Source organism: Exiguobacterium indicum HHS 31, assembly GCF_001939065.1.
GTDB lineage: Bacteria > Bacillota > Bacilli > Exiguobacteriales > Exiguobacteriaceae > Exiguobacterium_A > Exiguobacterium_A indicum.
This window is the reverse complement of record NZ_MPSZ01000001.1, coordinates 516,969-541,454: the sequence shown is the minus strand read 5'-3', so window position 1 is coordinate 541,454 and position 24,486 is coordinate 516,969. Positions and strand designations below refer to the sequence as shown.

General features: G+C 48.0%; 29 protein-coding genes and 1 riboswitch. Of the genes, 6 read left to right on the top strand and 23 right to left on the bottom strand.

Annotated elements, in window-relative coordinates; all coding sequences use genetic code 11:
• Positions 1-19: 19 nt before the first annotated feature.
• The 5 genes from N179_RS02755 to N179_RS02735 form a co-directional block, all read right to left on the bottom strand.
• Positions 20-1,324 (bottom strand): arsenic transporter, encoded by a 1,305-nt coding sequence (locus N179_RS02755; RefSeq protein WP_075642123.1) that lies wholly within the window; start codon positions 1,322-1,324, stop codon positions 20-22.
• Between the two features lie 132 nt (positions 1,325-1,456).
• Complete coding sequence (locus N179_RS02750) at positions 1,457-1,771, bottom strand: ArsR/SmtB family transcription factor (protein WP_082487009.1); 315 nt, start codon at positions 1,769-1,771, stop codon at positions 1,457-1,459.
• A gap of 182 nt (positions 1,772-1,953) precedes the next feature.
• Positions 1,954-2,964 carry an ABC-2 transporter permease gene (locus tag N179_RS02745; protein ID WP_083639886.1) on the bottom strand — a complete coding sequence of 337 codons (1,011 nt, stop codon included), beginning with the start codon at positions 2,962-2,964 and terminating at the stop codon, positions 1,954-1,956.
• Between the two features lie 68 nt (positions 2,965-3,032).
• Entirely contained in the window at positions 3,033-3,455 is a 423-nt protein-coding gene (locus tag N179_RS02740) for a MarR family winged helix-turn-helix transcriptional regulator (protein ID WP_023467873.1), read from the bottom strand.
• A gap of 75 nt (positions 3,456-3,530) precedes the next feature.
• A complete protein-coding gene (locus N179_RS02735) occupies positions 3,531-4,265 on the bottom strand; it encodes a nuclease-related domain-containing protein (protein ID WP_035398000.1) in 735 nt (244 codons plus the stop codon).
• A 130-nt stretch (positions 4,266-4,395) separates the two neighbouring features.
• On the opposite strand from N179_RS02735, the gene N179_RS02730 reads away from it, so the two are divergent.
• Positions 4,396-4,701 carry a hypothetical protein gene (locus tag N179_RS02730; protein WP_075642121.1) on the top strand — a complete coding sequence of 102 codons (306 nt, stop codon included), beginning with the start codon at positions 4,396-4,398 and terminating at the stop codon, positions 4,699-4,701.
• 43 nt (positions 4,702-4,744) lie between these two features.
• Here the strand turns inward: N179_RS02730 and N179_RS02725 are convergent, their stop codons facing one another.
• The 4 genes from N179_RS02725 to N179_RS02710 are packed head-to-tail and all read right to left on the bottom strand — an operon-like array spanning position 4,745 to position 6,825.
• Positions 4,745-5,119, bottom strand: a complete 375-nt coding sequence (locus N179_RS02725; RefSeq protein WP_075642120.1) for a cupin domain-containing protein — start codon at positions 5,117-5,119, stop codon at positions 4,745-4,747.
• Positions 5,120-5,134: 15 nt separating this feature from the next.
• Positions 5,135-5,881, bottom strand: coding sequence for an SDR family oxidoreductase (locus N179_RS02720; protein ID WP_075642119.1), 747 nt, complete (start codon positions 5,879-5,881; stop codon positions 5,135-5,137).
• A gap of 25 nt (positions 5,882-5,906) precedes the next feature.
• Complete coding sequence (locus N179_RS02715; RefSeq protein WP_083639885.1) at positions 5,907-6,299, bottom strand: cyclophilin-like fold protein; 393 nt, start codon at positions 6,297-6,299, stop codon at positions 5,907-5,909.
• A 49-nt stretch (positions 6,300-6,348) separates the two neighbouring features.
• Positions 6,349-6,825 (bottom strand): LbetaH domain-containing protein, encoded by a 477-nt coding sequence (locus N179_RS02710; RefSeq protein ID WP_083639884.1) that lies wholly within the window; start codon positions 6,823-6,825, stop codon positions 6,349-6,351.
• Between the two features lie 117 nt (positions 6,826-6,942).
• On the opposite strand from N179_RS02710, the gene N179_RS02705 reads away from it, so the two are divergent.
• Both N179_RS02705 and N179_RS02700 read left to right on the top strand, forming a co-directional pair.
• Complete coding sequence (locus N179_RS02705) at positions 6,943-7,818, top strand: LysR family transcriptional regulator (protein WP_075642117.1); 876 nt, start codon at positions 6,943-6,945, stop codon at positions 7,816-7,818.
• Positions 7,819-7,946: 128 nt separating this feature from the next.
• Entirely contained in the window at positions 7,947-8,300 is a 354-nt protein-coding gene (locus N179_RS02700; protein WP_075642116.1) for a hypothetical protein, read from the top strand.
• 218 nt (positions 8,301-8,518) lie between these two features.
• Here the strand turns inward: N179_RS02700 and N179_RS02695 are convergent, their stop codons facing one another.
• From N179_RS02695 to N179_RS02680, 4 genes are read right to left on the bottom strand one after another with little or no spacing between them, the layout of a single operon-like run.
• Positions 8,519-9,256 (bottom strand): Bax inhibitor-1/YccA family protein, encoded by a 738-nt coding sequence (locus N179_RS02695; protein WP_075642115.1) that lies wholly within the window; start codon positions 9,254-9,256, stop codon positions 8,519-8,521.
• A 57-nt stretch (positions 9,257-9,313) separates the two neighbouring features.
• A complete protein-coding gene (locus N179_RS02690) occupies positions 9,314-10,105 on the bottom strand; it encodes an AAC(3) family N-acetyltransferase (RefSeq protein ID WP_075642114.1) in 792 nt (263 codons plus the stop codon).
• Between the two features lie 13 nt (positions 10,106-10,118).
• Positions 10,119-13,124 carry an AAA family ATPase gene (locus N179_RS02685; RefSeq protein ID WP_075642113.1) on the bottom strand — a complete coding sequence of 1,002 codons (3,006 nt, stop codon included), beginning with the start codon at positions 13,122-13,124 and terminating at the stop codon, positions 10,119-10,121.
• Positions 13,106-14,227 (bottom strand): exonuclease SbcCD subunit D, encoded by a 1,122-nt coding sequence (locus tag N179_RS02680; RefSeq protein ID WP_075642625.1) that lies wholly within the window; start codon positions 14,225-14,227, stop codon positions 13,106-13,108. The genes N179_RS02685 and N179_RS02680 overlap by 19 nt, the downstream gene beginning before the upstream one ends.
• A 402-nt stretch (positions 14,228-14,629) precedes the next feature.
• Here N179_RS02680 and N179_RS02675 point away from each other — a divergent pair, with 402 nt between their 5' ends.
• The gene (locus N179_RS02675) at positions 14,630-15,007 is read left to right on the top strand and encodes a hypothetical protein (protein WP_075642112.1); all 378 of its coding nucleotides are present in this window, start codon (positions 14,630-14,632) and stop codon (positions 15,005-15,007) included.
• 119 nt (positions 15,008-15,126) lie between these two features.
• Here N179_RS02675 and N179_RS02670 read toward each other — a convergent pair whose 3' ends face one another.
• From N179_RS02670 to N179_RS02635, 8 genes are all read right to left on the bottom strand, one after another.
• A complete protein-coding gene (locus N179_RS02670; RefSeq protein WP_023467859.1) occupies positions 15,127-15,483 on the bottom strand; it encodes a hypothetical protein in 357 nt (118 codons plus the stop codon).
• 121 nt (positions 15,484-15,604) lie between these two features.
• On the bottom strand, positions 15,605-16,612 hold the full coding sequence (locus tag N179_RS02665) for a ThiF family adenylyltransferase (RefSeq protein ID WP_075642111.1): 1,008 nt from the start codon (positions 16,610-16,612) through the stop codon (positions 15,605-15,607).
• A complete protein-coding gene (locus tag N179_RS02660) occupies positions 16,609-17,373 on the bottom strand; it encodes a thiazole synthase (RefSeq protein WP_075642110.1) in 765 nt (254 codons plus the stop codon). Before N179_RS02660 ends, N179_RS02665 begins: the two co-directional genes overlap by 4 nt.
• Before the next feature lie 2 nt (positions 17,374-17,375).
• Positions 17,376-17,576 carry a sulfur carrier protein ThiS gene (gene thiS, locus N179_RS02655; RefSeq protein WP_058265252.1) on the bottom strand — a complete coding sequence of 67 codons (201 nt, stop codon included), beginning with the start codon at positions 17,574-17,576 and terminating at the stop codon, positions 17,376-17,378.
• On the bottom strand, positions 17,573-18,517 hold the full coding sequence (locus N179_RS02650) for an FAD-dependent oxidoreductase (protein WP_058713597.1): 945 nt from the start codon (positions 18,515-18,517) through the stop codon (positions 17,573-17,575). Before N179_RS02650 ends, thiS begins: the two co-directional genes overlap by 4 nt.
• Positions 18,514-19,107 (bottom strand): thiamine phosphate synthase, encoded by a 594-nt coding sequence (locus N179_RS02645; RefSeq protein ID WP_075642109.1) that lies wholly within the window; start codon positions 19,105-19,107, stop codon positions 18,514-18,516. The genes N179_RS02650 and N179_RS02645 overlap by 4 nt, the downstream gene beginning before the upstream one ends.
• An 82-nt stretch (positions 19,108-19,189) precedes the next feature.
• Positions 19,190-19,292, bottom strand: a riboswitch (TPP riboswitch).
• A gap of 56 nt (positions 19,293-19,348) precedes the next feature.
• The gene (gene nagZ, locus N179_RS02640; protein ID WP_075642108.1) at positions 19,349-20,569 is read right to left on the bottom strand and encodes a beta-N-acetylhexosaminidase; all 1,221 of its coding nucleotides are present in this window, start codon (positions 20,567-20,569) and stop codon (positions 19,349-19,351) included.
• Positions 20,566-20,991: an OsmC family protein gene (locus tag N179_RS02635; RefSeq protein ID WP_023467853.1), complete on the bottom strand. Its 426-nt coding sequence runs from the start codon at positions 20,989-20,991 to the stop codon at positions 20,566-20,568. Before N179_RS02635 ends, nagZ begins: the two co-directional genes overlap by 4 nt.
• Positions 20,992-21,181: 190 nt before the next feature.
• Between N179_RS02635 and N179_RS02630 the strand changes: the two genes are divergently transcribed.
• Both N179_RS02630 and N179_RS02625 read left to right on the top strand, forming a co-directional pair.
• Positions 21,182-22,366 (top strand): MFS transporter, encoded by a 1,185-nt coding sequence (locus N179_RS02630; RefSeq protein ID WP_075642107.1) that lies wholly within the window; start codon positions 21,182-21,184, stop codon positions 22,364-22,366.
• A 127-nt stretch (positions 22,367-22,493) separates the two neighbouring features.
• A complete protein-coding gene (locus tag N179_RS02625) occupies positions 22,494-22,982 on the top strand; it encodes a DoxX family membrane protein (RefSeq protein WP_158024747.1) in 489 nt (162 codons plus the stop codon).
• A gap of 28 nt (positions 22,983-23,010) precedes the next feature.
• Here N179_RS02625 and N179_RS02620 read toward each other — a convergent pair whose 3' ends face one another.
• Positions 23,011-23,304, bottom strand: coding sequence for a hypothetical protein (locus N179_RS02620; RefSeq protein ID WP_075642106.1), 294 nt, complete (start codon positions 23,302-23,304; stop codon positions 23,011-23,013).
• A gap of 82 nt (positions 23,305-23,386) precedes the next feature.
• On the bottom strand, positions 23,387-24,481 hold the full coding sequence (locus tag N179_RS02615) for a hypothetical protein (RefSeq protein WP_075642105.1): 1,095 nt from the start codon (positions 24,479-24,481) through the stop codon (positions 23,387-23,389).
• Positions 24,482-24,486 lie beyond the last annotated feature (5 nt).

Here is a 24,486-nt window from a genome sequence, read left to right as displayed (position 1 = left end):
TCTAGTTCCTCCTTAAAAATCAATAAAGTATCAAGCTGATATACAAGCCAAGCAATGTGATGGCAAGTGTCGGGATCGTCAGAATCGTTCCGATTTTAAAGTATTGACCCCAACCAATCTTCACGCCTTTCGTCCGAAGCACGTGTAACCAAAGTAATGTCGCTAAACTACCAATCGGCGTGATCTTCGGTCCCAAATCGGATCCGATGACGTTCGCATAGATGAGCGCTTCTCGAATCGTTCCAGTCGCCTGGCTCAAATCGATCGCAAGGGCATCGATCATGACGGTCGGCATGTTATTCATGATGGACGACAAGATGGCAGCCAAGAAGCCCATACCAAATGTCGCGGCTGCTAAATTCGTCGCAAAGCCATCAATGATGTCAGCGAGAACTTGTGTCAATCCTGCATTTTGAAGTCCGTAGACGACGATGTACATTCCAAGTGAGAAGAAGACGATCGCCCACGGTGCACCACCGATGACCTTTTTCGTCGGTACGCTCGGTGAACGACGTGCCATCAATAAGAAGAACAAGGCGATGATTCCAGCGACAAGACTGACTGGAATGCCGATGACGTCACTCGTAAAGTATCCGACGACAAGCAAGATGAGTACGAACCAAGATAACTTGAACATCCGTTGGTCCTTGATCGCTGTCGCGGGTGCGACGAGTTGCGCTACATCGTAATTCTTTGGGATACTCTTTCGGAAATAGAGATACAAGACAATCAGACTGCCTACGACAGAAAAGAGATTGACGAATACCATCCGTGACGCATACTCCGTAAACCCGATGTTAAAGAAGTCTGCTGAGACGATGTTGACGAGGTTCGAGACGACGAACGGTAAACTGGCCGTATCGGCAATGAATCCGGAAGCGAATACGTAGGCTAACACGACATAATCCGGAAGTTTCAAGTGACGAACCATCGCGAGGACGATTGGTGTCAGGATCAATGCTGCCCCATCGTTCGCGAATAAAGCCGCAACGACAGCACCAAGTAATGTCATATACACGAATAGTTTGACACCACCACCTCGCGCGATGCGTGCCATGTGGAGTGCCGCCCATTCGAAGAATCCGATCTCATCAAGAATCAATGAGATGATGATCAGGGAGATGAACGTAAAGGTGGCATTCCAGATGATGCCCCAGACAGTCGAAACATCATCGAGATTGACGACTCCCGTCAATAGCGCAACGAGTGCCATCCCCATCGCTGAATAACCGATGCCGAGTCCTTTCGGTTGTTTAATGATTAAGAATAAGGTGATCAGAAAAATTCCGATCGCTAGTAAATGTGTACCGGTCAATGCGTTCACTTCATTTCTGTATTAAATTTCGAGTGGCTTTGTTAACGATTCGCCAATCTTGAACGTGTCATCAAGAATGGAATATCGTCTCGATTCCAATGCCTTGCTCGTGCTAATCCATTTCATCCACGGTGTGTGTCCTTAGCAACTTCTGTCCGGGATGTCCGGAGTGTCCATTTCTTCTAAAATCGTCAATAACAACTTGTATTGCGGATGATCTGGATTGATTCGAAAATAAATCCATTGTCGTTCCCGTCGTTCCAAGATGAGATGGGACTGACGCAATAATTTTAGATGACGACTGACTGCCGGTTGCGAAATATCAAACATTTCGACGAAATCACAGACACAATGCTCCCGAACATGTAGTCTTCGCAAAATTTCAAGTCGTGTTCCATCGCTCAGTAGCTTTAAGAACTGACTCATCTCTTCTACCCGTTTTGCTGTCTCGATCAATGAAGAGTTCTCCTTTCTCTTAAACGTATAATCCATGCATGATACAGGAGCGAAAAGATCAATTTCGCTTTTCACATAACCATATTATTATATAACGATTTTGTTATGCAATGATTTTTTCGTAAATCGATCTCAAACAAAAAAATCGTCATCTCATTCGATGACGATTCTTCTTATACTCTTCAGGCAACAACACGTCGTGCTTGTCGTTGCTCTCTCCAACTCACCACTAAACATGTCACGATGAAACTACCGAGACCAATCAGTGATAAATGAAGCACCTGTGTCCCTACTGAACCATCCATGAACAGTAGACGGCTGAAACCGGAGACTGCATTCGGAACGGGCAGGAACGTTCCAAGCGATTGATAAAACGGTGCCAGCATCTTAGCTGGCACGATGTTTCCAGCAGTCATCAACTGGAACGGAATCAATGCGACATTGACAAGTGGCGCAATCGGTCCAAATATCGCAAAGTTCATCTGCGTGACGGCGATACAGGTCGCGACGACAAGGAGCTCGAACGCCCACAGTTTGATGAACGGTGTCGTGATGTCCGTTAATACATGTGCCACGGAAACGAGTAGCAATGGAACAACCAGAAGAACGATTCCGTGCAACAGTTGGCGACTCCAAAATAGGGACCAGATCGAATGACGCTTACTTAGAATAGTGCTGACGAGATTGAATTGAATCCCCATCGTCATCGTCGCGATATAGATGACGAACCCGAGGACGAGTGGCAGCATCGACAAGGCAAAATCTGAGACGGCATGCTCCGTGACGACCGACGTCGTGAACGTCGGCTTACCATTCAGCTGTTTGCCGATCGTTTCCGTTGCCCGCTCGAGAATCGCATTCGCGAATTCGGCATTCGTCTGGCTGACGTGTGCCGTCAGTTGACGCGTTGCATCATCCTTTTGTAGAACGAGATCGACTTCATTGGCATCGAGTGCTTCCAACCCTTTCACTTCGGTCGGAACTGCTTGGACCGTGAACGGTGCTTCCTTTAGTGATGTGACGAACGGGTCATTCACTTCGCCAACGACACCGACGTTCAATTGATCGAGTCGTTCCGTCGTTCCTTCGTAACCAGTCATCCAGACGACGAGGAACAAGAGCGGGACGACGATTGCGAAGACGAGCCCCACTTTCGTTTGTGTCATTGACCAGACATCTTTCCATGCTTTCATATTACAATCTCCTTTTATATGCATTACTTATAATATCATGTGCAACTATATGTCCGAAGGAAAACCATTCACGTCACATTCCGGTGAATGGTCTCAAGTGTTTCCTTTAATTGCTCGATTTGCTCTCGCGATAGTCCACGGAACGCTTCGAGTTGTAGCTGATCGAGCTCTGGTCCGAGGCGATCGACGATGTCGCGTCCTTCTCGTGTCATCAAGAGCAGAACCGCTCGTCGGTCCCGGGGGTCCGGCGTCCGAACGATCAATTCTTTTTTACCGAGCTTATCGAGAATCTTACCAATCGTCGTTTGATCACGTTCTGTCACGAGTGCCAGCTGCTTTTGCGAAACACCATCTTGTTTAGCGAGTTCGCTCAGGACAGAAAACTGCTCTGGTGTCAGACCGAACGCTTCCATCCGTTTAGCAGCAGCACGTTTGAACGCATAATAACTACGGGATAATTGCATGCCAAGCGACCATTCCGATTCTTTCATCCCATCATCTCCATATAGTTGCACTACTTATTATTTATCCACTATACCTGAAGAAGAACAAGTCCGTCAACGGTCTCATTTTGCCTGGCGTTGGCGAATCCCTTCGATATGCGCTTGTTGCGTGGCACGATCGACTTGTGAATGAACCCCGAGTTTCCCTGCAATCGTATCAACTTGACTCGGTGTCAATGGTTTTCCTGTCGCGAGTTGCTCGATCGTCTTGCGAAGGACATTTCGTTTCAAGACACGGACATGCGCTGAATCGACGGTGATCTTTTTCAGTTCACAGCGTTCGCTGAAAACGATCAAGGAGTGAAAGAGCGCGGGATCCGTTCCTTCTAAGAAGCGTTGCATGCTTTTGAGATGCCCTTCATTTTGTTTGATCGGATTATAGAACCGTTGCTTGAAGCGATTCTGGAACTGCTGCGTCCACTGACGGTCCTGCTCGCGTCCGAAAATCCACCCGCTGTAGTTTTTCGATTCGAGTACATAGATGCCACTTTCATGAATGAACGTCACATCGATCTCCGTCGTTCCTTCTCCACGCGCACGTGGTAAGTATGTATTAAAGACATAAGTGCCGTATCCGGAAACTTGATCGAGTTGACGTGTCGTCAAGTATTCGCCCCATTTCCCTTTATCACGAACGATCCGTAAAAACGGTTCGCGCGTTAAACGATAATAACGACTACTGTGATACGAACTGCGTTTTACGAAGAAAAACAGACCAAACGTTCCGAAGAAGAACAGTACCATGATCAGTCCGATTTGAATCAAGAATGGTAAAAATGTTACTAATACATTGTCCACTAGATTTATCTCCTTTCCATATTAACCCTTTATTTTCCACTATATCAGCATAATCAATTTCCACCTCATTTTCCACTATTTGTTATGGAGACTGTCCTATGGTACGGTGAAACAAAGGAAGGTGTTCACTATGGATTCTGTCGTCACGTTCGCACCACTGATCGTCTTATTCTTCATCTGGATGTCCTTATCACAAAAAGCGGACGAAGCGAAACGCCGCCAACAAACGATTCTGAAGAAGCTACAACGGATCGAGGAGCACCTCGGTCTGAATGAGGTGTCACTAGAAGAAGCAGCGTTACAAGTCGAATTAGTTCAGTTGCTTCATGAAGGAAAGAAGGTTGAAGCTGTCAAACGCGTTCGAGAGACGCTCGGATCGTCCTTGCTCGAAGCAAAACAATACGTCGATCAACTGAAAAGCGAGCACGGACTATGATCAAAAAGACCATCTGACAGCGAAGTTCAGATGGTCTTTCTATTCATTTCATTACTTCATATTGTTCGTCTGAAACTGCCTCGAGCCAGAGTGGTGTCCCAGCAGTGATCGCAATGTGCGAAAACCAGGAAGACCGTGTTGCCCCGTGCCAATGCTTCACACCATCATGCGTGACGATGACATCTCCTGCTTGCAAATGTCGAGCGGGTCTCCCTTCTTCTTGATACCAGCCTTCCCCTTCCGTGACGAGTAGAATTTGATATCCCCCATCATGCATGTGCCAATGATTCCGCGTCTCCGGCTCGAACGTCACATGTGATACGGAAACGGGTAACGATTCGTCGACGAGTGGTGCTAAATAACTGATACCTGTGAATACCTCTTGATACGCTTCGTTCTTTTCGCCTCGTGGAAACATTAATACTCCTCCTTTTTACCACGGTTGAGTCGTTGGACCGACCGTAAATTCGCTCACGTTCGTATCCTCTGGTTGATCGATCGCAAAGGCGACGATCCGCGCGATACTCTCTGGTGAGATACCGTATTGGTCATATAGTGCTGTCATTCCTTCAAGCGACTCCCCGTGTGAGATCGTCTCGAGCAATTCGGTATGAATCGCTGCCGGATAAATCGTCGCCGTTCGGATGTTCGTCCCTTCTTGCGCCGACTCCATCCGTAAGACTTCCATTAAGTTACGTACTGCCCATTTCGTTGCGCCATATACAGCTCCACCCGGATACGCCTTAAGACCTGCTACGGTTGAGGTCGTCAGAATATGCCCCGCACGTTGGGAGGTGAATGTCGGCATGACAGCTGTAATCCCGTTCAAGACACCTTTTAGGTTCACGTCGATCATTTGATTCCACTCGTCTACTTGTAAAGCAGATAGTGGAGAACTCGGCATCAGCCCCGCGTTAAGGAATATCGCATCAATTCGACCATACGCCGTCAATGCTGCTTCGATAAGTCGTTGATTATCCTCCAGTTTCACAACGTCTGTCTCTTGGTGTATTGCTTCCCCACCGTCCGCTTGAATCGAATCGACGAGTTTCGCCAGTCGATCATTGCGACGTGATCCTAACACTAGCTTTGCTCCCTGCCTTGCCAGTAAGCGTGCTGTTGCTTCTCCAATACCCGAGCTTGCTCCTGTGATGATAATGACTTTTCCTTGAATGGCCATGATGATGACTTCCTCTCTTGTTTTCTTAATGTTCCATACTCATTTGAACACGCACTGTATCAGCTGATAATAGTTCTGGTAATCGATTCGGTTCGACCCAACCAATTCGCGTGTATTTTATATCCGTTTGAAACGACTCATAAAAAAGGACGAGACAATCTGATCCATACAGCATGAGTTCTCCCGCTTGCACCGTTCCGATATTCTTTGGATTCGTCGGTAACGAGAACGGAAAGTAATGATACTTTTCATTTCCATTCAACTCTTTCATCTGCATCGTCAACGGCAATCTTTTTTGCAATGCCATCGCCGTCTCATTGTCCGCAAAACGAATCGGGACGGTTGTTCCATCGATTTGGAGCAAGACGGATTTCAACTCCTTTTGTTCTAATTCACTCGGTCGTGAAGATTCTTTCATGTCGGTGCATCCACTCAATAGAAAAAATGCAAGTAGACAACCGTACCATCTACTCATCCGACATCTCGACCGTTCGAATGATTCTCGCTGGAGTACCTGCAACGATCGTACGGGGCGGAACATTACGCCCGACATGAATCGGCGCTGTCTCAACGCCACCTCTTTTCGTCGGTGATTCCGGATGGTTGACAGTCAGCAACCGTGCGAACGGACCAATTAAGACATGATCGTCCAAACGAATCGAACCAAGATCCGTGAACATGACACCTCGATTGAGGAAAACGTGCTTGCCGATGGATAGATGCCGTCCGAAATCCGTAAATAGAGGCGTTAAGACTCTAACAGATGAATCGATGTCTTGTCCTGTGATCACGGCAAGCGCCTGTCTTCTCTCTTCTTGTGAGACCGCTTGATTCAATCGCTGTAATTCCGGTTCGATTTCATCTTGAATGGCATGAATGCGCTCAAGGACCGGATCCGCTGGAAGAATCGTACGTTCTCTTACATAGGTTTGCAGTTCAGTCATCATACATCCTCCTTTCTTTTGATCGCTTGGTCTCATCTTACGGCTGACAACCATTCATGTCTAATGCTAATCTTAAGTAATAAATCATACGATTTTTGCATGGATAGAGGTGAAATGATGGAATTACAACAACTACGCTATTTTTTAGCTTTAGTCGAAGAAAAAAACATTACAAAGGCGGCACGGATCCTTCGTTTGTCGCAACCGGCATTATCGCGTCAGCTGCAACAACTAGAAGAAACGATCGGGGTCGAATTGTTTGAACGGTCGAAACAGGGGTTGCGTTTAACAGAAAAGGGACGATTCTTTGAAGAGCGCGCACGCGAGATGGTTACACTAGCAGATAAAGTATTAGTCGATTTGAATACAAAAGAAGTATTGACGGGTGAAATTCATATCGGTGGTGGCGAAACCCAACAATTGACGACAGTATTGCAAGCGTTTAGAGACTTACACACCATTCATCCTGATGTAACGATTCGTATGTATAGCGGCAATGGGAATGATGTACTCGACCGGCTCGAAAAAGGATTGCTCGATTTCGGACTTGTCATTGCTCCGTTCGACGTATCCGCGTTTCATTCCTTACGATTGCCTGGTCAGGACCGTTGGGGGGTCTTAACACGTCGTAGTGCCTTGATCGCACAGTCTAAGACAATTTCGCGGGAGCAGCTCCTCTCCCTTCCCTTGCTCCTATCCGAGCAGACACAGCTCGACACGTATTTCCATGAACAGATTGGTTTAACGCTTGAGGATTGTCAGATCATCGGAACATATAATTTGTTGTTCAATGCGTCCTTACTTGTACGTCAAGGGGTGGGTCACGCTCTAGCAATCGATGGCATCATCGATACGACCGCTTCCGATCTAATCTTTCTTCCTCTTGATCCTCCCGTCGTTTCGGACGTTCATTTGATTTGGAAAAAGGAGGCGACTTTATCGCCTAGTGCGCGTGTATTACTGCGAACGATCAAGGAAAGATTCCATTCTTAATGAGACGATGATAAAGATACGATTGTTACGTTTTATTTAAACTTATACATCCGAATAAATTGACAAGTACCAACTATTTTAAAAATTAATATTGATATAAGTTTTCGCAAAGGAGTGCGATTTATAAAGTGAATACATTACATGAATGCTTAGTATGTGGATTTGAAGGATTAGAAGAACCAATCTTTATAGATGGGACATACTCAAAAACATATGAAATATGTCCTTGTTGTGGATTTGAATGCGGGTTTAGCGAAGATCATGATGTCATCCATGGTTTTATAACAATACCTGAAGAATTTTTAGAAGTTGCATTTCAGTTGTATCGAAAAAAATGGATAGAAGAAGGAATGCAAATTTTTAATCCAGATACTATTCCTGAGAATAAAAGAAATAAAGATATTTTAAAATTTGATATTTTAATAAAGCAGCTGAAAGGCTTGAAATTAGATTTATCAAATTTTGATATCACTGGATTTTAAAACTTTTACTCGTAATTACCTGATATAACACGATGTTATCTTTTTATCGGAAGTGTCAGGAAACACTTTCAAGCCTCGAAAGCTTACGAACTAGAGCTTGAATACCTCTGAAGATTTATCCCATTTCTATATATGACATACAACAAACCCTCATTTCGTCTTTGAAATGAGGGTTTGTCTACAATCTGAGACGACGGACTTTCCGTCGTCTGTTCCTGTTAATCCCGCGCCGCGAGGCGATACAAGAGATCAAGTAATTCGATATAGAGCCAGATGATCGTCACGATCAATCCGAATGCCGCGACCCACTCCATCGACTTCGGAGCACCAGCGCGAACTTGTTGCGAGATGAAATCGAAGTCCATTACGAGTGACAAGGATGCCACGATGACGATGACGAACTGAACGCCGATCGCAACCGGTGAGCTACCTGTCATGAATGGGAGATCGACACTAAATAACGCGAGAATCAAGTTGACCGCATACAAGACGAAAATCGAGAGAATCGCTGCTGTGACCGCAGAACGGAAACGTTGCGTCACTTTAATCATCCCGGTCGAGTAGACGAACCACATCGCAAACGCAACGACGAATGTCGCAACGACTGCCTTCCCGACGATTCCTGGGTACATACTTTCGAACATCAACGATAACGCTCCTACTGCCACACCTTCAACGATTGCATAAACCGGAGAGAGGACCGGAGCTGTTGCTGGTTTGAACGTGATGATCAAAGCAAGGATTAGACCGATGACCAGTCCACCGATTAAGGCTGGGAACAACAATCCTTGGTTTTCTGCGAGGAAGAACCAACTGCCCCCTGCTGTTGCTGTGACGAGAGCGAGCATCAAGAAAATCTTGCTCATCGTCCCGCTTTTTGTCATTGGTCGTTCTCCGACACGTACCGTATCGAATCCGCGACGCAATGCCGGGTTTACTTTAAAACGTGAAGCCATTGCTTTCACTCCTTTTTGTGATTCTGTTTTCTACTACGAAGGTTTCCCGAAAAAGTTTCAAAATAACCATTGATCAAGCGCTTTTAATTGCAACATGACGACTGGGATCGAGGCTTTGGCATCGATGCGGTAAGATTTCGCTTGTCCGATCAGACCGGATGTGACGAAATCGGCACTTTCTAACCCTTCACCGATCGGACCGAACGCATCACTATCGATTTGGCGATGTCGGTAATGAATGAATCGTTCCGTCGATCCTTCTTTGACTTTACAACCATCCTCGACGTCCGGACGATTTAACCCGTATTCCGCATAATGCCAGACGGTCGTCGTATCCCAAGGAGAACCAATATGCAGAATTTGACCGTCCGCCTCGATGAAGCGTTCGATCGGTGAACCGGGACCGAAGCCATTTTCTAATGTATGATCAGCAACGAACGTCGTCGCATCTTTCCCCCAAGCAGTCACGGACCACATCGGATGATTGCTTCGAACGACGCCGGGATATGTCCGGAAAACTTCCGGAACACGACCGATGCCGCGCGTGACCGTTTTTGCCGGATCATATGCCGGCATCTCCCGACGAATCGTTTCCCACCATTCTTCAGGCACAGCCGGTTGGCTCCAGTTCTTCGGATCCGAATTATCGGTACTTTGCGCCGGCATCATAATCAAGCCTTCGGTCGTGACGACTTCCTGTAAGGCCTCGATCAACGCTTGTACGCCGCCGGGAATCCAGCCGATTTGTTTAAGTGACGTATGGACGAACAATTTCATGCCGGGCGTCACACCTAATTCGTGTAACGCCTCTTTGATTTGTGTTTTCGTGACCATGTTTCGTGTTTCCATCGATCTTATCTCCTTACTCGACGACTAGTGCAATCGTCGACCCCGTTTTTCCTTGTTTGACCTCGATTTTTGCGTCAACTCGTGACTTCAGTTCCTGGACGTGACTGATGATCCCGACCATGCGACCGCTCGCTTGAATCGAGAGCAACGTCTCGATTGCTTGTTCAAGTGATTCTGGATCAAGTGTTCCGAATCCTTCATCGATGAACATCGTCTCAAGTGACACGCCACCGCTCGCTTCTTGAACGACTTCCGACAACCCGAGCGCAAGGGCAAGGGATGCTTTAAAGCTTTCGCCACCGGATAACGTCTTGACATGCCGTGTTTGCGACGTGTAAGCGTCAAAGACATTTAAATCAAGCCCGTATTTCTTAAGCCCTTTTCCCGCCTCCGTTTTCCGTTCAAGCTGGAAACGCCCGGAGGTCATCTCGTGCAGATGTCGGTTTGCGGCGAACAATATTTCATCAAAGTATGCCGTCTGGACGTACGTCTCAAACGTCATCCGTTGCGCATTCTCCCCGACACCAACGCGAGCGAGTTCGCCGATGATGCCGTATCTCGCATCCTCGTCCTCAATCTGGCGTTGCAAGCTTTCCCAGGCCGCCATCAATTGATCGATATGTGCGCGTTCCTTCTCGAGCCCGACTCGTCGGTCGGTCTGCTCCGTCAGTTCGAGCGACACCATCTTCACATCCATCCGCAACTGTTCAAGATCCGGACGCACTTGACCTTCCGTCTTCAAACGGGCTTGTTCCTGTTTCAGCTTCAATTCCTGCCGTTCGAGGCGATCTTGTTCCAAACGTTCTTGGAGGTGACGGAGTTCTTCACGAGACCGTCTCGCTTCGCGGAAGGCTTCAATCGTCATAAACGCTTCTTCTGCCAAGACAGCTTGCAATTCGTTTTCGCGGTTCGTTAATCGGTCGCTTTGTTCAGCAGATGCCTCAGTCAATTGACGGAATCGACCTTGGTGTTCCGCGAAGTCACGATCGAGCTGTTCCTTCTCGCGTAGCTGGCGTTGTTTGTCTTGTTTGAACTGCTCGATACGTGTTTCTGCCTGTTGTTGTTCCTCACGGAGTGCTGATAGCGATTTCTCTGACGCTCCTGATTGACTTAGGCGACCAGACAAGTGTGCCAATTCCGATTCGATGACGGTCCGGTCTTTGATCATTGCATCGATTTTCAGTTGTAGCTGATCCATGGATTGCTCGAGTTGTTGCAGGCGAGTCTCAAGACGCGCTTTTTCCGTCTGTGCTGACGCTAATCGGGCTTCCGTCTGTTCGACTTCCCGAAGCTGTGCTGAAACATCTGCATGAGATGACTCGTTTTCACTCGTCTTTTGAATCTCGGTCGTCAGTTGTCCGAGACGTTCGGCAACCGTTCGGTACGAGGCTTGTAACTCTTGATGCGCTTGTTGGGCTTCTAGGAACCGCTGTTGCGCTACATCGACGGATAGTTCCTTTACGACGGCGACAGCATGCTGTGGATGCGACGTACTGCCGCAGACTGGGCAAGCCGTCCCGTCTGTCAATCCTTTGGCAAGTTCAGCAGCCAGTTGTTCCCGTTCGTATCTGCGCGCTTCTTCGTATTGGCGCGCTGCTGCCTCTTTTTGATCCCGAACGCTTTTACCGCGGACAATCAGCTGTTGCCGTTCTGCTTCCAATTTGTCATGTTCCGCCATCTTCGTCGCCAGCTGTTGCAGGATGAAGCGTCGTTCTTGCACCTTTAAGCGCTCTGCTCCGATGTTTTGCAATGGATGCAGTTGTTCTTGAACAGTCTTACGCTCCGTCCGTGCTTGTTCGAGTTGCTTCCGTAATGGCTCTGGGTCCAGAAGCTTCGAACGTTCGATTAGTTGTTGCTGTTGTTGTCGTAAAGCCGTTTCTGCTTCCAACCGTTCGCGTTCTTCTTGAATCTTTTCGAGGCGACGACTGAGTTGCTCGTTCTGTGGTTCCTCCGCTAGCAATCGATCCACTTTTGCTTGAACGACCTCTTGTTGCTCTTTCAAGCGAGCGATGTGCTGTTCAGTTTCCTGTTTTCGATGCGTGAGTTGCGTCAATTGTTCTTGATCCTGTTGCCACTGGTCATAGATCGGTGCGACGATTTGAGCGCGTTCAGCCGCCATTGCTTCTTCTTGCATCTGTTTGATTTCCGGAAGGCGATCCAGTAGTAACTGTTCCGTCTGTTGAAGTCGCTCCTGCTCTTGGAAAACCGCTTCGAGTTGCTCGCCTTGTTGCAATTGCGTCGTTTTCTTCTCGACAATCGCACGGGTCTCTACTTCAGCTTGACGTGCAGCCGTTAACCACTCGTCCCGTTCGGTCGTCAACGCTTCCATCCGTAACCGGATGTCGCCTTCCGTCAGTTCACTCCAGTTCGCTTGCACAGGTAGTTCCTCAAGCTTGGCCCATTGCTTCGTCTTCGTTTCCTTGATGCGTGCCGCAAGATCGAGCGCTTGTCGGTGCAAACGTTGCTGGAACTCACCATAGTGTTCCGTCTTAAACAGCTGTTTGAGAATCTGGAGTTTGTCTTTTGACTCTGCCATCAACAGTTCGCGGAACTTATTTTGCGGCAACAGGAGAATTTGCGAAAACTGTTTATGATCGAGCTGAATCAGCTCTTGAACCCGTTGCTTGATTTCCGGAATCTTGACCGCGAGCGGTTTCCACGTCGTTCCGTCGAACCGAGCGAGCTCCGCTTCATGCGAGTAGCCCGTTTTATTGACCGGATGCGGTTGACTCGGTTGGCGGATGATCCGGTACCGTTCCCCTTTCAGCGTAAACTCCAGTTCAACTTCTGTCTTTTGCTCGGGCACGGCAAAATGACTTCGCAGTTCGCTCATTTCCCGTTCGCCGCCAGACGTCTCGCCATACAGGGCGAACGTCAATGCGTCAAAGATCGTCGTTTTTCCTGCTCCGGTATTCCCGGAGATGACGAACATCGTCCGTCCGGCAAGTGCCGTGAAATCAATCGTCTCTTCACCAGCAAACGGTCCAAAGGCACGTAATGTCAGTCGTTCTGGGCGCATGTCGCTTCCTCCTTCAGGACGGCTTGCATCGCTTCCGTCGGTTTCTTCTCACGGACTGCTTCATAGAACTCACTGAATAGATCCGCAACGGATGCATCCTTGACTTGTTCACGCGACGCCTTGACTGCCCGCGTACTCTCGCGGACGAATCCGATTCGCTCGAGGTGCAGGATGTTCGGATAGATTTTCTTCAGCTTGCCCATCGGATCCATCAAGGCTTCACCGTCCGTTAGGTTGATCTTTAAGTAATCGTCCGTGTCTTGTGTCGCGACGAATGCCGAATCTGTCAGTTCAGTGAGACTTCCAGTCAGTTCCCGTAAATCACGTTTTGGTGCAAGTGGTTCGAACCGACGATCGAACGTACCCGCATCGTTCAACGTCAACACATCGACTCCTTTGACATGATGGGCTTCCGAGAATGAATATTTCAAGAGCGATCCGCTGTAGCGAACCGTCTCGGATTGAATCGCAAGCGGATTGTGCAAATGACCGAGTGCCGTATACGTAAACGGTGCAAACTGACTCGCACTGACCTGTCCTGCCGTTCCGACGGACAATTGCCGCTCCGAATCCGTCTCGAGTCCACCGATCACAAAGGCATGACCGACGAGGACACTCGGTCCGTCCGGACTACACCCGGCAAGGATCGTCCGCATCGCATCATCATGTGTCTTGATCGTTTCGTCCTTGTACACGTACCGAACGGTCGCAGGATCGGCAAATGGCACTGGATAGAACGACACTCCTTTAATCGTGACCGGAGTAATGACCGGCGTTAGTTTTCCGACGAGATGCAGTCCGGCCCGTTGGAGTAACGTCGTTCCGAAACTTAACCGTTCGGCCGAATCGTGATTTCCGCTGATCGCAACGACCGGGATGTCTCGATCGAGAATCAAGGCAGCGAGCGTCTCGTCAAGCAGTTCGACGGCTTCCGTTGGTGGTACAGCGCGGTCGTACAAGTCACCTGCAATGACGATCGCATCCGGTTGTTCGCGGTCGACGAGTGTCAAAAAATCCGCTAAGACCGCCCGCTGGTTCTCGAGCATCGACTCGCCGTGAACGATTTTGCCGAGATGCCAATCGGCAGTATGTATCCATTTCATCTTCATCACACTCACTTTTTAAATATAGTAGCTTAAGTGTAGCATGCGAGCGTTCGTTCTGCGACGAACATCCGTTTGGAACACAAAAAGCAGGAGTCATCATATTTCTTAGCGACTCAACAATGAGTTTGAAGAAATAAAAAGTATACTTTTTATTATTAAAGAGAAGCACTATACGTTATCTTTCACCTGAATTTCTTAGGTGATTTATACGATGTTCAAACAAATCTGACGAAATTTTGATGTTTTGAAAAACCTTATTTTCGACCACTTCCAATATCCAATAAATGTATTTTGTGTTAAGCTAGTGTCGTTATATCTCAAGTAATAATTGAATCATGTCAGGACTTTCGTAAACTTTAATCGTTATGAATCATCCATCGAAATATGAGGAGGTAAAACGTGAAAAGACTTATACTGTTAGCTCTGTTATGTACTTTATTATCTGCCTGTAGCACCAACGAGTCTAAACTCAGTTTGAGTAGTGAGTTACAGACAATACCTAACGATGTACAAATGAAAATTAATCCTGACTCTACTTTGCAATTGATTAACACGAAAGATGATATCGCCTATATTGTCTATAACACAAAGAAAACAATTACTACTGATCTCGAATCAAAAGAAGATACAGTGAAAATAAAATTGGACGAATCTAACGATACTAGTAAGAAAATGAAACAACATGTCTTTAAATTAACATTAGATTCTAAGCATGAAATCATCGATGTCTATTTAAACGGTAAATCTGCTGTATTCGATAACGTAACCGGTTCATGATTTTTGATTTCATAAAAAAATGAACACATATCACCCTCATTTTACTTGTAGATTGAGGGGATATACAAAAAAGCAGAAGGCGAATGCCTCCTGCTTTTTTCACTCTCGTGACGAATGTGTTATTTCGTCCGTTGTTTTCTAAAGCGTTGAACGGAACGAATCACAGAAACCGATCCGCCGATGATCGCACCGACGCCGACGACGATGCCTGTTTTAAATTTTTTGCCCGATTGTTCTGATTTATGCGTTGCTTGATTGTGTTCAAAAAGTTGTTGGAGGGGCGACGACGTCTCGACTTCGAGAATTTTCGATGCATCCTGATGCACGTCTTCTCTACGTTCGACACTACAAGGTGACAGATAGAATGGGTTCAAGTTTGTCCGGTACCGATCCGGATTCCAGTTGGCTTGCTGAACAACTGCTTGGGCGTCTTCCGTCTGTGCTTGATCCTTGATTGGATCGAATTCTTGTTTCATCTGAATCACTCCTCTTCACGTTCAAAACTTGTAGACCGATTTATGTCTGAAGTCTTATTTACCTGTTTTTCAAACATTTAAAACATATATATTTAAAATTAGTTTTACTGTTTTGTGAACGTTAGCCGAAATAGGCATGATAGAGCCGTTTCGCTTTGACGAGATCCGCCTCGCCATGAATCAGAACACGTCCATCTCGGAAAGCGACCATCCGATGTTCGTCCGTCGTAAACGCCAGCAAATATGGATTATGGGCGGAAATCGCAGCGACCGGCTGGAGACGTTGTTTCAACTGTTCCAGATCCCGCTGTCCGTCTCCGCGGATTTGAACGGCATCCCGACCGCACAGTGCCGTGAAACGAACCGTTTGATCCGATAAGTAAGGGTAGGACGGATCGATGCCGCACGACGGGCACTCCGTTTTCTTCAGTGACTGGACGTTAATTTGTTGAAACGTATTCGACCAGACATCAAACGCTAGCAAGCGCGTCCGCATGGCGTCCGTCTTTCCGCTCAACCACTTCAATGCTTCTGTCACCTGCAAGGAAGCAACCATCTGTACAGCTGGTCCGATGATTCCCGCCGTATCACACGTCTCCTGATCACGAGGTAATTGATTGAGTAGACAATGCAGACACGGCGTCTCCCCGGGACGGACGGTAAACGTGATCCCATAACTGCCGACGCAGCCACCATAAATCCACGGAATCGAACGCATCAACGCCATGTCGTTCATCAGCAAACGAATATCGAAATTGTCCGTCGCGTCGATGATCAGATCGATATCATCGAGAAGCCACGTCAGCGCTGCCCGGTCGACGTCTACTACATGCGCTTCGATCGTCACCGTCGAATTAATCGCTTCAAGCCGTGCTTTTGCGGCAATCGCTTTTGGTACGATGTGACGCGCATCTTCCTCGGTATAAAGCTGTTGTCGTTGTAGATTACTCCACTCGACATAGTCGCGGTCGACGATTCGGACGACACCGACACCGGCGCGAACGAGTTGTTCTGCCGATGCCGTTCCGAGCGCTCCCATGCCGATGATCAGTACCTTTGCTGCTGCTAAGCGTGCTTGTCCCGCTTCCCCGATCGGTTGAAATCGAGTTTGCCGTGAGTAACGGTTCATCGAATCAATCCACTCGTTGGACTACTCGCGACCGCATACTGTTTTTTCTCGATTCGTCCCGCTTCGTATCCGAAGCGCCCTGCTTCGACAGCTAGTCGCATGGCGTGCGCCATCTTGACCGGATCTTTCGCATGGGCGACAGCGGAGTTCAATAAGACACCGTCCGCACCGAGCTCCATCGCATAGGCGACGTCGGTCGGCGAGCCGATCCCGGCGTCGACGATGACCGGGACCGTCGTCTGCTCAATGATGAATTGCAAATGGAGCGGATTGAGAATACCTTGTCCGGAGCCGATCGGTGACGCCGCCGGCATGATGGCGTGACAACCGAGTTCTTCGAGTCGTCGTGCAAGGACGACGTCGTCCGACGTATACGGTAAGACGATGAAGCCTTCTTTAAGTAATTCTTCAGAAGCCCGCAACGTCTCGATCGGGTCAGGTAATAACGTCTTGTCGCAACCGATCACTTCGACCTTAACCATGTCGCACATACCGGATGCCCGCGCAAGCTTCGCAAGCCGAACAGCTTCTTCCGCCGTTTTCGCACCGGCCGTGTTCGGCAGTAAATCGTACTTCGCTAAATCAAGCGACTCCAAGAAATTCGCTTGTTGTTTGTCGAAGATATCGAGCCGACGGACGGCGAACGTCAAGATTTGTGAAGCAGACGCATCGATTGCTTCTTGCTGTACCGTAGTATCCGTATATTTCCCTGTTCCGAGTAATAATCGTGATTCAAATGTCTTTCCTCCAATTTTCAGCATGTTTATCCTCCTCCTACGAAATGAACGATTTCAAATGTGTCATTGTCCCGAACGACCGTCTGACCGTACACCGTACGATCAATGATTTGTCGATTCTGTTCGACGATGACGAGCTTTTCCCCTAAGCCGAGTTGCGTGAGCATGTCCTCAATCGTTTTAATCTGTTCGATCGTGTGGTCATTGCCGTTAATCGTAATGTTCATCGGACTTCCTCCTTCTGAATCAACCGTAATGTATTTACCAAGACTTCCGCTGTCGCCGGTGCGAGTAATATGCCATGCCGATGATGCCCCGTCGCTAGGAAGATCCGACGGGATGAATCGGCGACTCCGATATATGGCAAGCCGGACGCCGTTTGCGGTCGTACACCGGACCAGACTTCTTCGATGACCGCGTCACGAATCGGTGGATACAGTCGTTCTGCTGCTTGAAGCAATGACGTGATTCCAGCGACACTGACACCGACCGTCTCGTCGTGCGGCAGTTCGGTCGCACCGATCAAAATCCGACCGTCTGCTTTCGGAACGAGGTAGCCGGCGTCGTCAAACAGAATCGAGCGTAACGGCTGACCCGCGAGACGGACGGCGAGACCTTCCCCTTTGACCCCATATGTCGCGATCGAAATGTCAGCTGTATCGAGCAAGGCTTGCGACCCGCGTCCGGCAGCAACCGTCACCGTTCGTCCGGTCCAGATTCCCGCATTCGATTCGATCCTAATGAAGTCATCGTTCTCTTCGATGCGTGTGACATCTACCTGTTCTTCAATCGATATGCCACGTGCGTGTAAGGCATACATCAATGCAGTCGTCAGTCGTCGTGGATCGATTTGACCGACAGCTGGAAACAGATGCTCGCGTCCTTTACGTTTTAACAAAAACGGTTGTTCCCGGTATCCACAATCGATGCCTGTTTCTCGCTCGAGTCGACGTGCAAGCAGTGGATACAGACGACGACTTCGCGCGGCAAGTGCATGCAATTCTGCTCTCAGCTCGATGTCCGTCGCAAGCATCCCGGCAGCTGCGCGGCTCGTTCCTCGTCCGCATGTTCCACGTTCTAAGACGACGACGGATTCATTCTGACAGGCGAGACCGTAAGCAAGCGTCAACCCGATGACTCCGCCGCCGATGATGATGTGATCCGTCATACGCGAACCCCCTGGTAACGCCTGATGGCGGCGAGTGGATCCGATTGACCGAGAATACCCGATAAGACAGCGATTCCGGTTGCACCGGTCGCTGCGATTTCAGGCATGCATTCTGGTGTAATCCCACCGATCGCAATGACTGGTTTCGTCGTGAAGGTGACGACTTGCTTTAATGCGTCGATCCCTCGTGGTGGCACGTCCGGCTTCGACGCTGTCGGATATATATGACCGTACAGCAGTCGGTCGGCTCCTTCCGCTTCTGCTGCCAGTGCCTCTGCCAGTGAATGAACGGATTTCCCGATGACGAGGTCCGGAAAATAACGTCGCACATCACGGACACGCAAGGACCGGCGCGTCAGCTGCACACCGATGCCGGCGACATGGGCGACGTCGACCCGGTCATGAACCGTTAACTGATCAGGCGAATAACCATGCCCAAGGAGTGCTTCAATCAGATCAAGTAATTCTGCTGCTGACAAGTTCGGTTCACGTAGATGTAGCTGATCCGTATAAGGTTGAAGGGATTGAAAGGTCTTTATTTCGTCAAGCGGATTAATGGATCCCGTCGAAATCAGATGTAAACGCATCATGCTCTTCCTTTCCATACGAAAAAGGACCACTCCCGATGTTGAAGGGAGTGGTCCGAAAATGCGCTGAAGCGCTAAGGATATCTAGGGTTTCGAGCCACTTCCCTCCGCTAGTACGAACTAGATCAGGTTCAAAGGGTCCGGATACTTCCGTCTCAGTCTGCTGGGAGACTCCCCTAGTGTCTTTTCGTGTTTAATTGGCTTGCCCCATTAGTCTAGCATGAGTCGCTTTGCTTCGCTAGTCCTAGTTGAGCGCTTCCACTTGCTGAATCAGCTCCGATTTCGTCGGTCGCTGTTGCTCTTGGCTGTCGGCATACGTCTGCTTCAGCTTCAGGATGCGCATTACTTTAGCGTCGAGCATCTCCAGCGTCAGCGTTTTGTCTTTGACGGCTTGCATCACTTCAGCATGAACCCTTGTGTAAGCACCTGCCTCTGAAAACATCGCCATATCAGCTCCGTTGACGAGCGACTGACGTGCCGCTTCCGCGAGACCATATTGTTTCGTGATCGCCCCCATGACGAGATCATCTGTGATGATGACACCGTTGAATCCGAGTTGCTGACGCAAGAGGTCAGTCAAGATCGGCTTTGAGAGCGAGGACGGATTCGTATCGTCATACGCGGGATAGAGAATATGGGCGACCATCACCATCTCGGCGCCCTCTTGAATCGCTTCTTGGAACGGTAACAGTTCCGTCCGCTTCAATTCTTCCTTTGATGCCGTCACTTTCGGTAGCCCGACATGGGAATCGACACTCGTATTGCCGTGACCGGGAAAATGTTTGACGACTGGAATCGTTCCCGTCTCCTGCATCCCGTGCATCAGGGCCGTACCAAGCGTCGCGACGGTATTCGGATCAGCACTTAACGCACGGTCGCCGATGATCGGATTGTTCGGATTACTGTTGACGTCAAGGACCGGCGCGAAGTCCATGTTGAAACCATAAAATTGTGACAAATGACCGAGCGTACGTCCGACGTCTTCCATTTTCACTTCATCTGCTCCTTGCGCTATCCGTTGACTCGTCGGTAACCGTAATCGTTGATCCGGTACCCGGCTGACGCGTCCACCTTCTTCATCAATCCCGACGAAGGCATACGTTTTTTGGTTCGTCTCTTGAATCGCACGCGTGAACGTCAAGAGTTGCTCTTCCGACGTAATGTTTCCGCCGAGCAATAAGACCCCGCCAATTGCATGCGTCTGTAACAATTTCCGGTCAGCTGCTGAAAGTTCCGTGCCGGCGACTCCGATAAAGAGCAGTTGATCGATTTTTTCTGACGTCGACATCGCTGCCAATTGTTGCTTTAGTTGTGCTTGTTGTCGTTCCTCTTTCGTTGGCTCAGGTTTCGGTTTCTTTTCTTCTGTCGGTTGTTTCGCTTCCGGTTGTGATGATTTCGTTGGTTCCGTCGTCTCCTGCGCACACCCTGCAAGCAACAGGCAACCGATCAGTACTACTTTCTTCACAAAGGATCCTCGCTCCGCACACCATTGATCGAATAATAGACGGAAATCTCAGCGTTCAGGGATTGCGAGACCGAACAATATTTATCCTTTGATAACGAGATGGCGCGACGGACCTTATCTTCCGGGAGATCACCTTCGAGCCGGTAATGAATCGAGATCGACGTAAAACGCCGCGGATGGTCCTCTGCCCGTTCTCCTTCGATATCCATTTCGAAATGGGTGATCGTCAAGCGCATCTTCTCTAAGATCGAAACGATATCAATTCCGGTACAGCCGGCAACGGCATGTAGCAGTAGTTCAGTTGGTCGCGGCGCTTGGTTTTCACCCCCGTTTTCGGGTGCTGCATCCATCGCCAGGTGATGCCCTGATTCCGTCTGTCCACTAAACCCCATCTGTTTGTTCCATGTCACTGTCGCTTGCATCGTTTCCACTCCTTTATAAGTAGTCTTCTTCTGTAGTATACGCAAAAAACAGTACGCCTGGAAATTCACACGCTATTTTGAATAATGGTTCTTTTCCCGAAATCTCGCTTTGCGATACCCGACGAAATCGTTTCATGCTATCCTGTTACTCATAGTTTCGCGCGCAAGCGCTAGAATTGAGGAATCATCCATGTCACCTACTACTCGTTTAAGTCGACGCGATTGGCTCTTGATTGCCACGTTGTCGCTCCTGACGTTCGTTCTCGGAACAAGCGAATTCGTCATCGTCGGGATCCTCGCTGAAATCTCCTCAGCTCTTGATATCACGATCGCAACAGCAGGTACGCTCGTTTCAGCCTTTGCCATCTCCTTTGCGATTGGTACACCGATCGTCATGTCGCTGACCGGTCATCTGGAACGGCGTCGTCTGATCCTACGTCTCTTACTTGCTTGGATACTATTGAATCTTGCCAGTAGTTTTGCACCAAGTTACGAAGTATTGCTCGCAACCCGCATTCTGACAGCCATCCTGACTGGTGTCTTGATCTCGCTCGCAATGGTCGTCGCCAGTGACGGTGTACCTGTCGCGAAGCGCGGTGTCGCCGTCTCGTTCATTTTCGGTGGTTTTACACTTGCGAACGTTCTCGGTGTCCCGATTGGTACGTTCATCGGTCAACATGCTGGCTTTGAAGCCACGTTCTGGCTGACAACAGTCATGGGATTGATCGCGTTCCTCGCCGTGTGGAAAATCGTTCCGGTCCAACAATCGACGGGTTCCGGTTCAATCAAGGAGCAGCTTGGACTGCTCGCCAACCCACGGATCCTGATCGCTTTCTTTATTCCATCGTTCGGATTCGGGGCAACCTACGTCGTCTACACGTACCTTGTACCAATCCTACAAACGGAACTCGGGATTGCGAAGACGTGGATCAGTCCGATCTTACTCGCTTACGGCGTCGTCTCGATCTTTAGTAACATCCTTGCCGGCAAGATCGCCAGTAAAAATCCGATGGGTCGCTTACGATTCGTCTTCGTCGTGCAAGCAATCGTTCTTGCTGCGTTATACTTCACGACAGCATCCCTTTCGCTTGGTCTGTTCAACATCGCCTTGATGTCGTTGATGTCGATTTTACTGACGACTTCGACACAGCTCTACTTGATCGACCTCGCTGAAAAGTTCAACCCGGAAGCAAAAGGACTCGCTGCTTCATTGATGCCGGTTGCGAGTAATGTCGGGATCGCTTTTGGTTCGGCACTCGGTGGCATCGTCTATGCGAACGGTCCGATGATGAACACGGCACTCGTCGGTGGATTGGTTGCGCTCGTTGCTGCTTTATTGACTGCAATCAGTCATCGCCTCGATCAACGGTCATGAAACCGTTACCTTATCCTTTTTTGTAACAGGTCGATGACGGTTCGATGACGTTATGATGATAGTCCCCATCTCGCTGATGATTTTTCAGTATGATGGGGACTATGTTGTAGTAGAGGAGTGTCTGAAAGTGAAAGCATTACACATCATCGGTCTCGGTCTGTTGACGATCATCCGACTCTGGCTCGGAATCCAGTGGTTCATCGCTGGAATCGGTAAGTACATTAATGGCTTTGATGCAAAACCGTTTCTCGAAGGAGCGCTCGCGAAGTCAACTGGTGAAGACGCATTCGTCAGTTCCTGGTACGCGACGTGGATTGAGCAACTCGCCTTACCGAACGTCGGGCTGATCAACGCCTTGATTCCGTTCGCGGAACTCGTCGTCGGGATCCTGTTGATTATTAGTCTGTTGACGGTTCCTGCACTGGTCGTCGGAAGCATCATGAATCTCAATTACTTACTCGCTGGGACGATTGCGTTGAACCCAGTGTTCTTAGCAGCGTCAATCGCCTTACTGGCTGCAGGACGCTTTGCGTATCAAATCGGCATCGATCACTGGATCATCCGCTGGTATCGCTCATCGCAACAACCGCATCCCCTGGACCGGATTCCGGTCTAACGAAAAAACTCTCCCGTACGCGGGAGAGTTATTTTTTTTGTTGCTCGAGAATCGTCTGTTGTGTCGGAACCCCGCCGACTGAGACTGTCCGCTCGAGGAACAGATAAGGTTTACCATCGACTTCAAAGCGACGGTCACCGAGATAACGTGCCGAATGCCCATCCGTTGCAAGCTTTTGTTCGATTGCTGCGACATGTTCGTCGAGTGAATAATAGCGATCGTCGAACGTCAGCGTAATATTTTTCTTGCGGTATCCGAGTAAGAAATTGTAGTAGAACCAATACATGGCACCTGCGAAGACGACAAAAATCAAGAATTGCATGTGAGTTCCCCCTTTGTATAATCTTTATACGTTGGAAGAAAACGGGAGGTTTCAAATTAAGAATGGAAATTGGTTAATTTTATTAATTTGTTGTGACTTCATTTAGGATGATGTCATTTTTCGACCCTTGTTTCTGAACGTTAGCTTCGTAAATAACCTCAGATGTTAGTGGATTGATCACTAATGATTTGACCTCATTTTTTTTCGTTCGATAAGCGAAATAGATATGGTCGTGATTTATAGTAAAGCTCGTATGGGAAAAGTCTTTATCTGATGTTGGTGTTTTGAGGTCAATCGTTTTAGTAATTAGTCGCTCTGACTCAACATCATAGATTACCCATTTCACCTTTTTCTTGCTCGATGGATTTACAGAGATTTCAAGAAGTCCTAGATAGTATTTTCCATCGTTTATGACACTTGATTCATAAACTCCATCGAATTCTTTTAAAACTTTTGTTTTTCGACCATCCTTTACTACGGTTTCGTTTAAAAAATCATCCGGATATTCCAATTCTTTTACTTGATCGACAATCATTTTTCCATTGTATAACGATCGAATCGTATCCTCTTTTCCTAAACGGTCAGGTAACTTGATTTTAATCATCGATTTCTTTTTTAAATCGATTTGATAAATATATTCTCTTTCAATCTGTCTATTAAGAGGAGTCGCATCAATAAGTAACTTATCCCCTGTTCGTTGAAACGGAGAAAAACGTAACTGTTTATTCATTTGATCTTCAGGCAGCTTAACCCTCAAGGTTGCCAATTTATTAGTCTGTGCATTCCAATACTGAAGTTCAAGTTTATTTTCGTTTAATCTATTGATTCCATATGTAATCGAATCTTTTGTAAACACATGTGTATTATTCCTCCAAGCGAATTGTTGGAACGATCGTGGAGCATCTGTCCAATTGGATTCATCATAGAAAAGTAACGAAAGTATTGTTTGACTACTCTTTGTCATATTCCCATCCGTTGATAGGACATATTCATTCGGATTTTGTCCCCACTCACCTAGACGAAGTTGCATGTTTTGAACGACCTCTTCGTTTGGATCACCTTTTTTTGTTTCAACGACAAATTTCGTCTTATCGAATGAAAGTACTTGTCCCACATAAATTCCTAAAGACACAATACAGATGACGCCTAAAAGTAAAACATATTTTATCGAACGCATAGTGT

Excerpts from the sequence above, each read along its gene's own strand:
- N179_RS02745 (WP_083639886.1), bottom strand. The coding sequence starts at position 2,964 with ATGAAAGCATGGAAAGATGTCTGGTCAATGACACAAACGAAAGTGGGG.
- N179_RS02740 (WP_023467873.1), bottom strand. The coding sequence starts at position 3,455 with ATGAAAGAATCGGAATGGTCGCTTGGCATGCAATTATCCCGTAGTTAT.
- N179_RS02730 (WP_075642121.1), top strand. The coding sequence starts at position 4,396 with ATGGATTCTGTCGTCACGTTCGCACCACTGATCGTCTTATTCTTCATC.
- N179_RS02725 (WP_075642120.1), bottom strand. The coding sequence starts at position 5,119 with ATGTTTCCACGAGGCGAAAAGAACGAAGCGTATCAAGAGGTATTCACA.
- N179_RS02720 (WP_075642119.1), bottom strand. The coding sequence starts at position 5,881 with ATGGCCATTCAAGGAAAAGTCATTATCATCACAGGAGCAAGCTCGGGT.
- N179_RS02715 (WP_083639885.1), bottom strand. The coding sequence starts at position 6,299 with ATGAAAGAATCTTCACGACCGAGTGAATTAGAACAAAAGGAGTTGAAA.
- N179_RS02710 (WP_083639884.1), bottom strand. The coding sequence starts at position 6,825 with ATGACTGAACTGCAAACCTATGTAAGAGAACGTACGATTCTTCCAGCG.
- N179_RS02705 (WP_075642117.1), top strand. The coding sequence starts at position 6,943 with ATGGAATTACAACAACTACGCTATTTTTTAGCTTTAGTCGAAGAAAAA.
- N179_RS02695 (WP_075642115.1), bottom strand. The coding sequence starts at position 9,256 with ATGGCTTCACGTTTTAAAGTAAACCCGGCATTGCGTCGCGGATTCGAT.
- N179_RS02690 (WP_075642114.1), bottom strand. The coding sequence starts at position 10,105 with ATGGAAACACGAAACATGGTCACGAAAACACAAATCAAAGAGGCGTTA.
- N179_RS02685 (WP_075642113.1), bottom strand. The coding sequence starts at position 13,124 with ATGCGCCCAGAACGACTGACATTACGTGCCTTTGGACCGTTTGCTGGT.
- N179_RS02680 (WP_075642625.1), bottom strand. The coding sequence starts at position 14,227 with ATGAAATGGATACATACTGCCGATTGGCATCTCGGCAAAATCGTTCAC.
- N179_RS02670 (WP_023467859.1), bottom strand. The coding sequence starts at position 15,483 with ATGAAACAAGAATTCGATCCAATCAAGGATCAAGCACAGACGGAAGAC.
- N179_RS02665 (WP_075642111.1), bottom strand. The coding sequence starts at position 16,612 with ATGAACCGTTACTCACGGCAAACTCGATTTCAACCGATCGGGGAAGCG.
- N179_RS02660 (WP_075642110.1), bottom strand. The coding sequence starts at position 17,373 with ATGCTGAAAATTGGAGGAAAGACATTTGAATCACGATTATTACTCGGA.
- thiS (WP_058265252.1), bottom strand. The coding sequence starts at position 17,576 with ATGAACATTACGATTAACGGCAATGACCACACGATCGAACAGATTAAA.
- N179_RS02650 (WP_058713597.1), bottom strand. The coding sequence starts at position 18,517 with ATGACGGATCACATCATCATCGGCGGCGGAGTCATCGGGTTGACGCTT.
- N179_RS02645 (WP_075642109.1), bottom strand. The coding sequence starts at position 19,107 with ATGATGCGTTTACATCTGATTTCGACGGGATCCATTAATCCGCTTGAC.
- N179_RS02635 (WP_023467853.1), bottom strand. The coding sequence starts at position 20,991 with ATGCAAGCGACAGTGACATGGAACAAACAGATGGGGTTTAGTGGACAG.
- N179_RS02630 (WP_075642107.1), top strand. The coding sequence starts at position 21,182 with ATGTCACCTACTACTCGTTTAAGTCGACGCGATTGGCTCTTGATTGCC.
- N179_RS02620 (WP_075642106.1), bottom strand. The coding sequence starts at position 23,304 with ATGCAATTCTTGATTTTTGTCGTCTTCGCAGGTGCCATGTATTGGTTC.
- N179_RS02615 (WP_075642105.1), bottom strand. The coding sequence starts at position 24,481 with ATGCGTTCGATAAAATATGTTTTACTTTTAGGCGTCATCTGTATTGTG.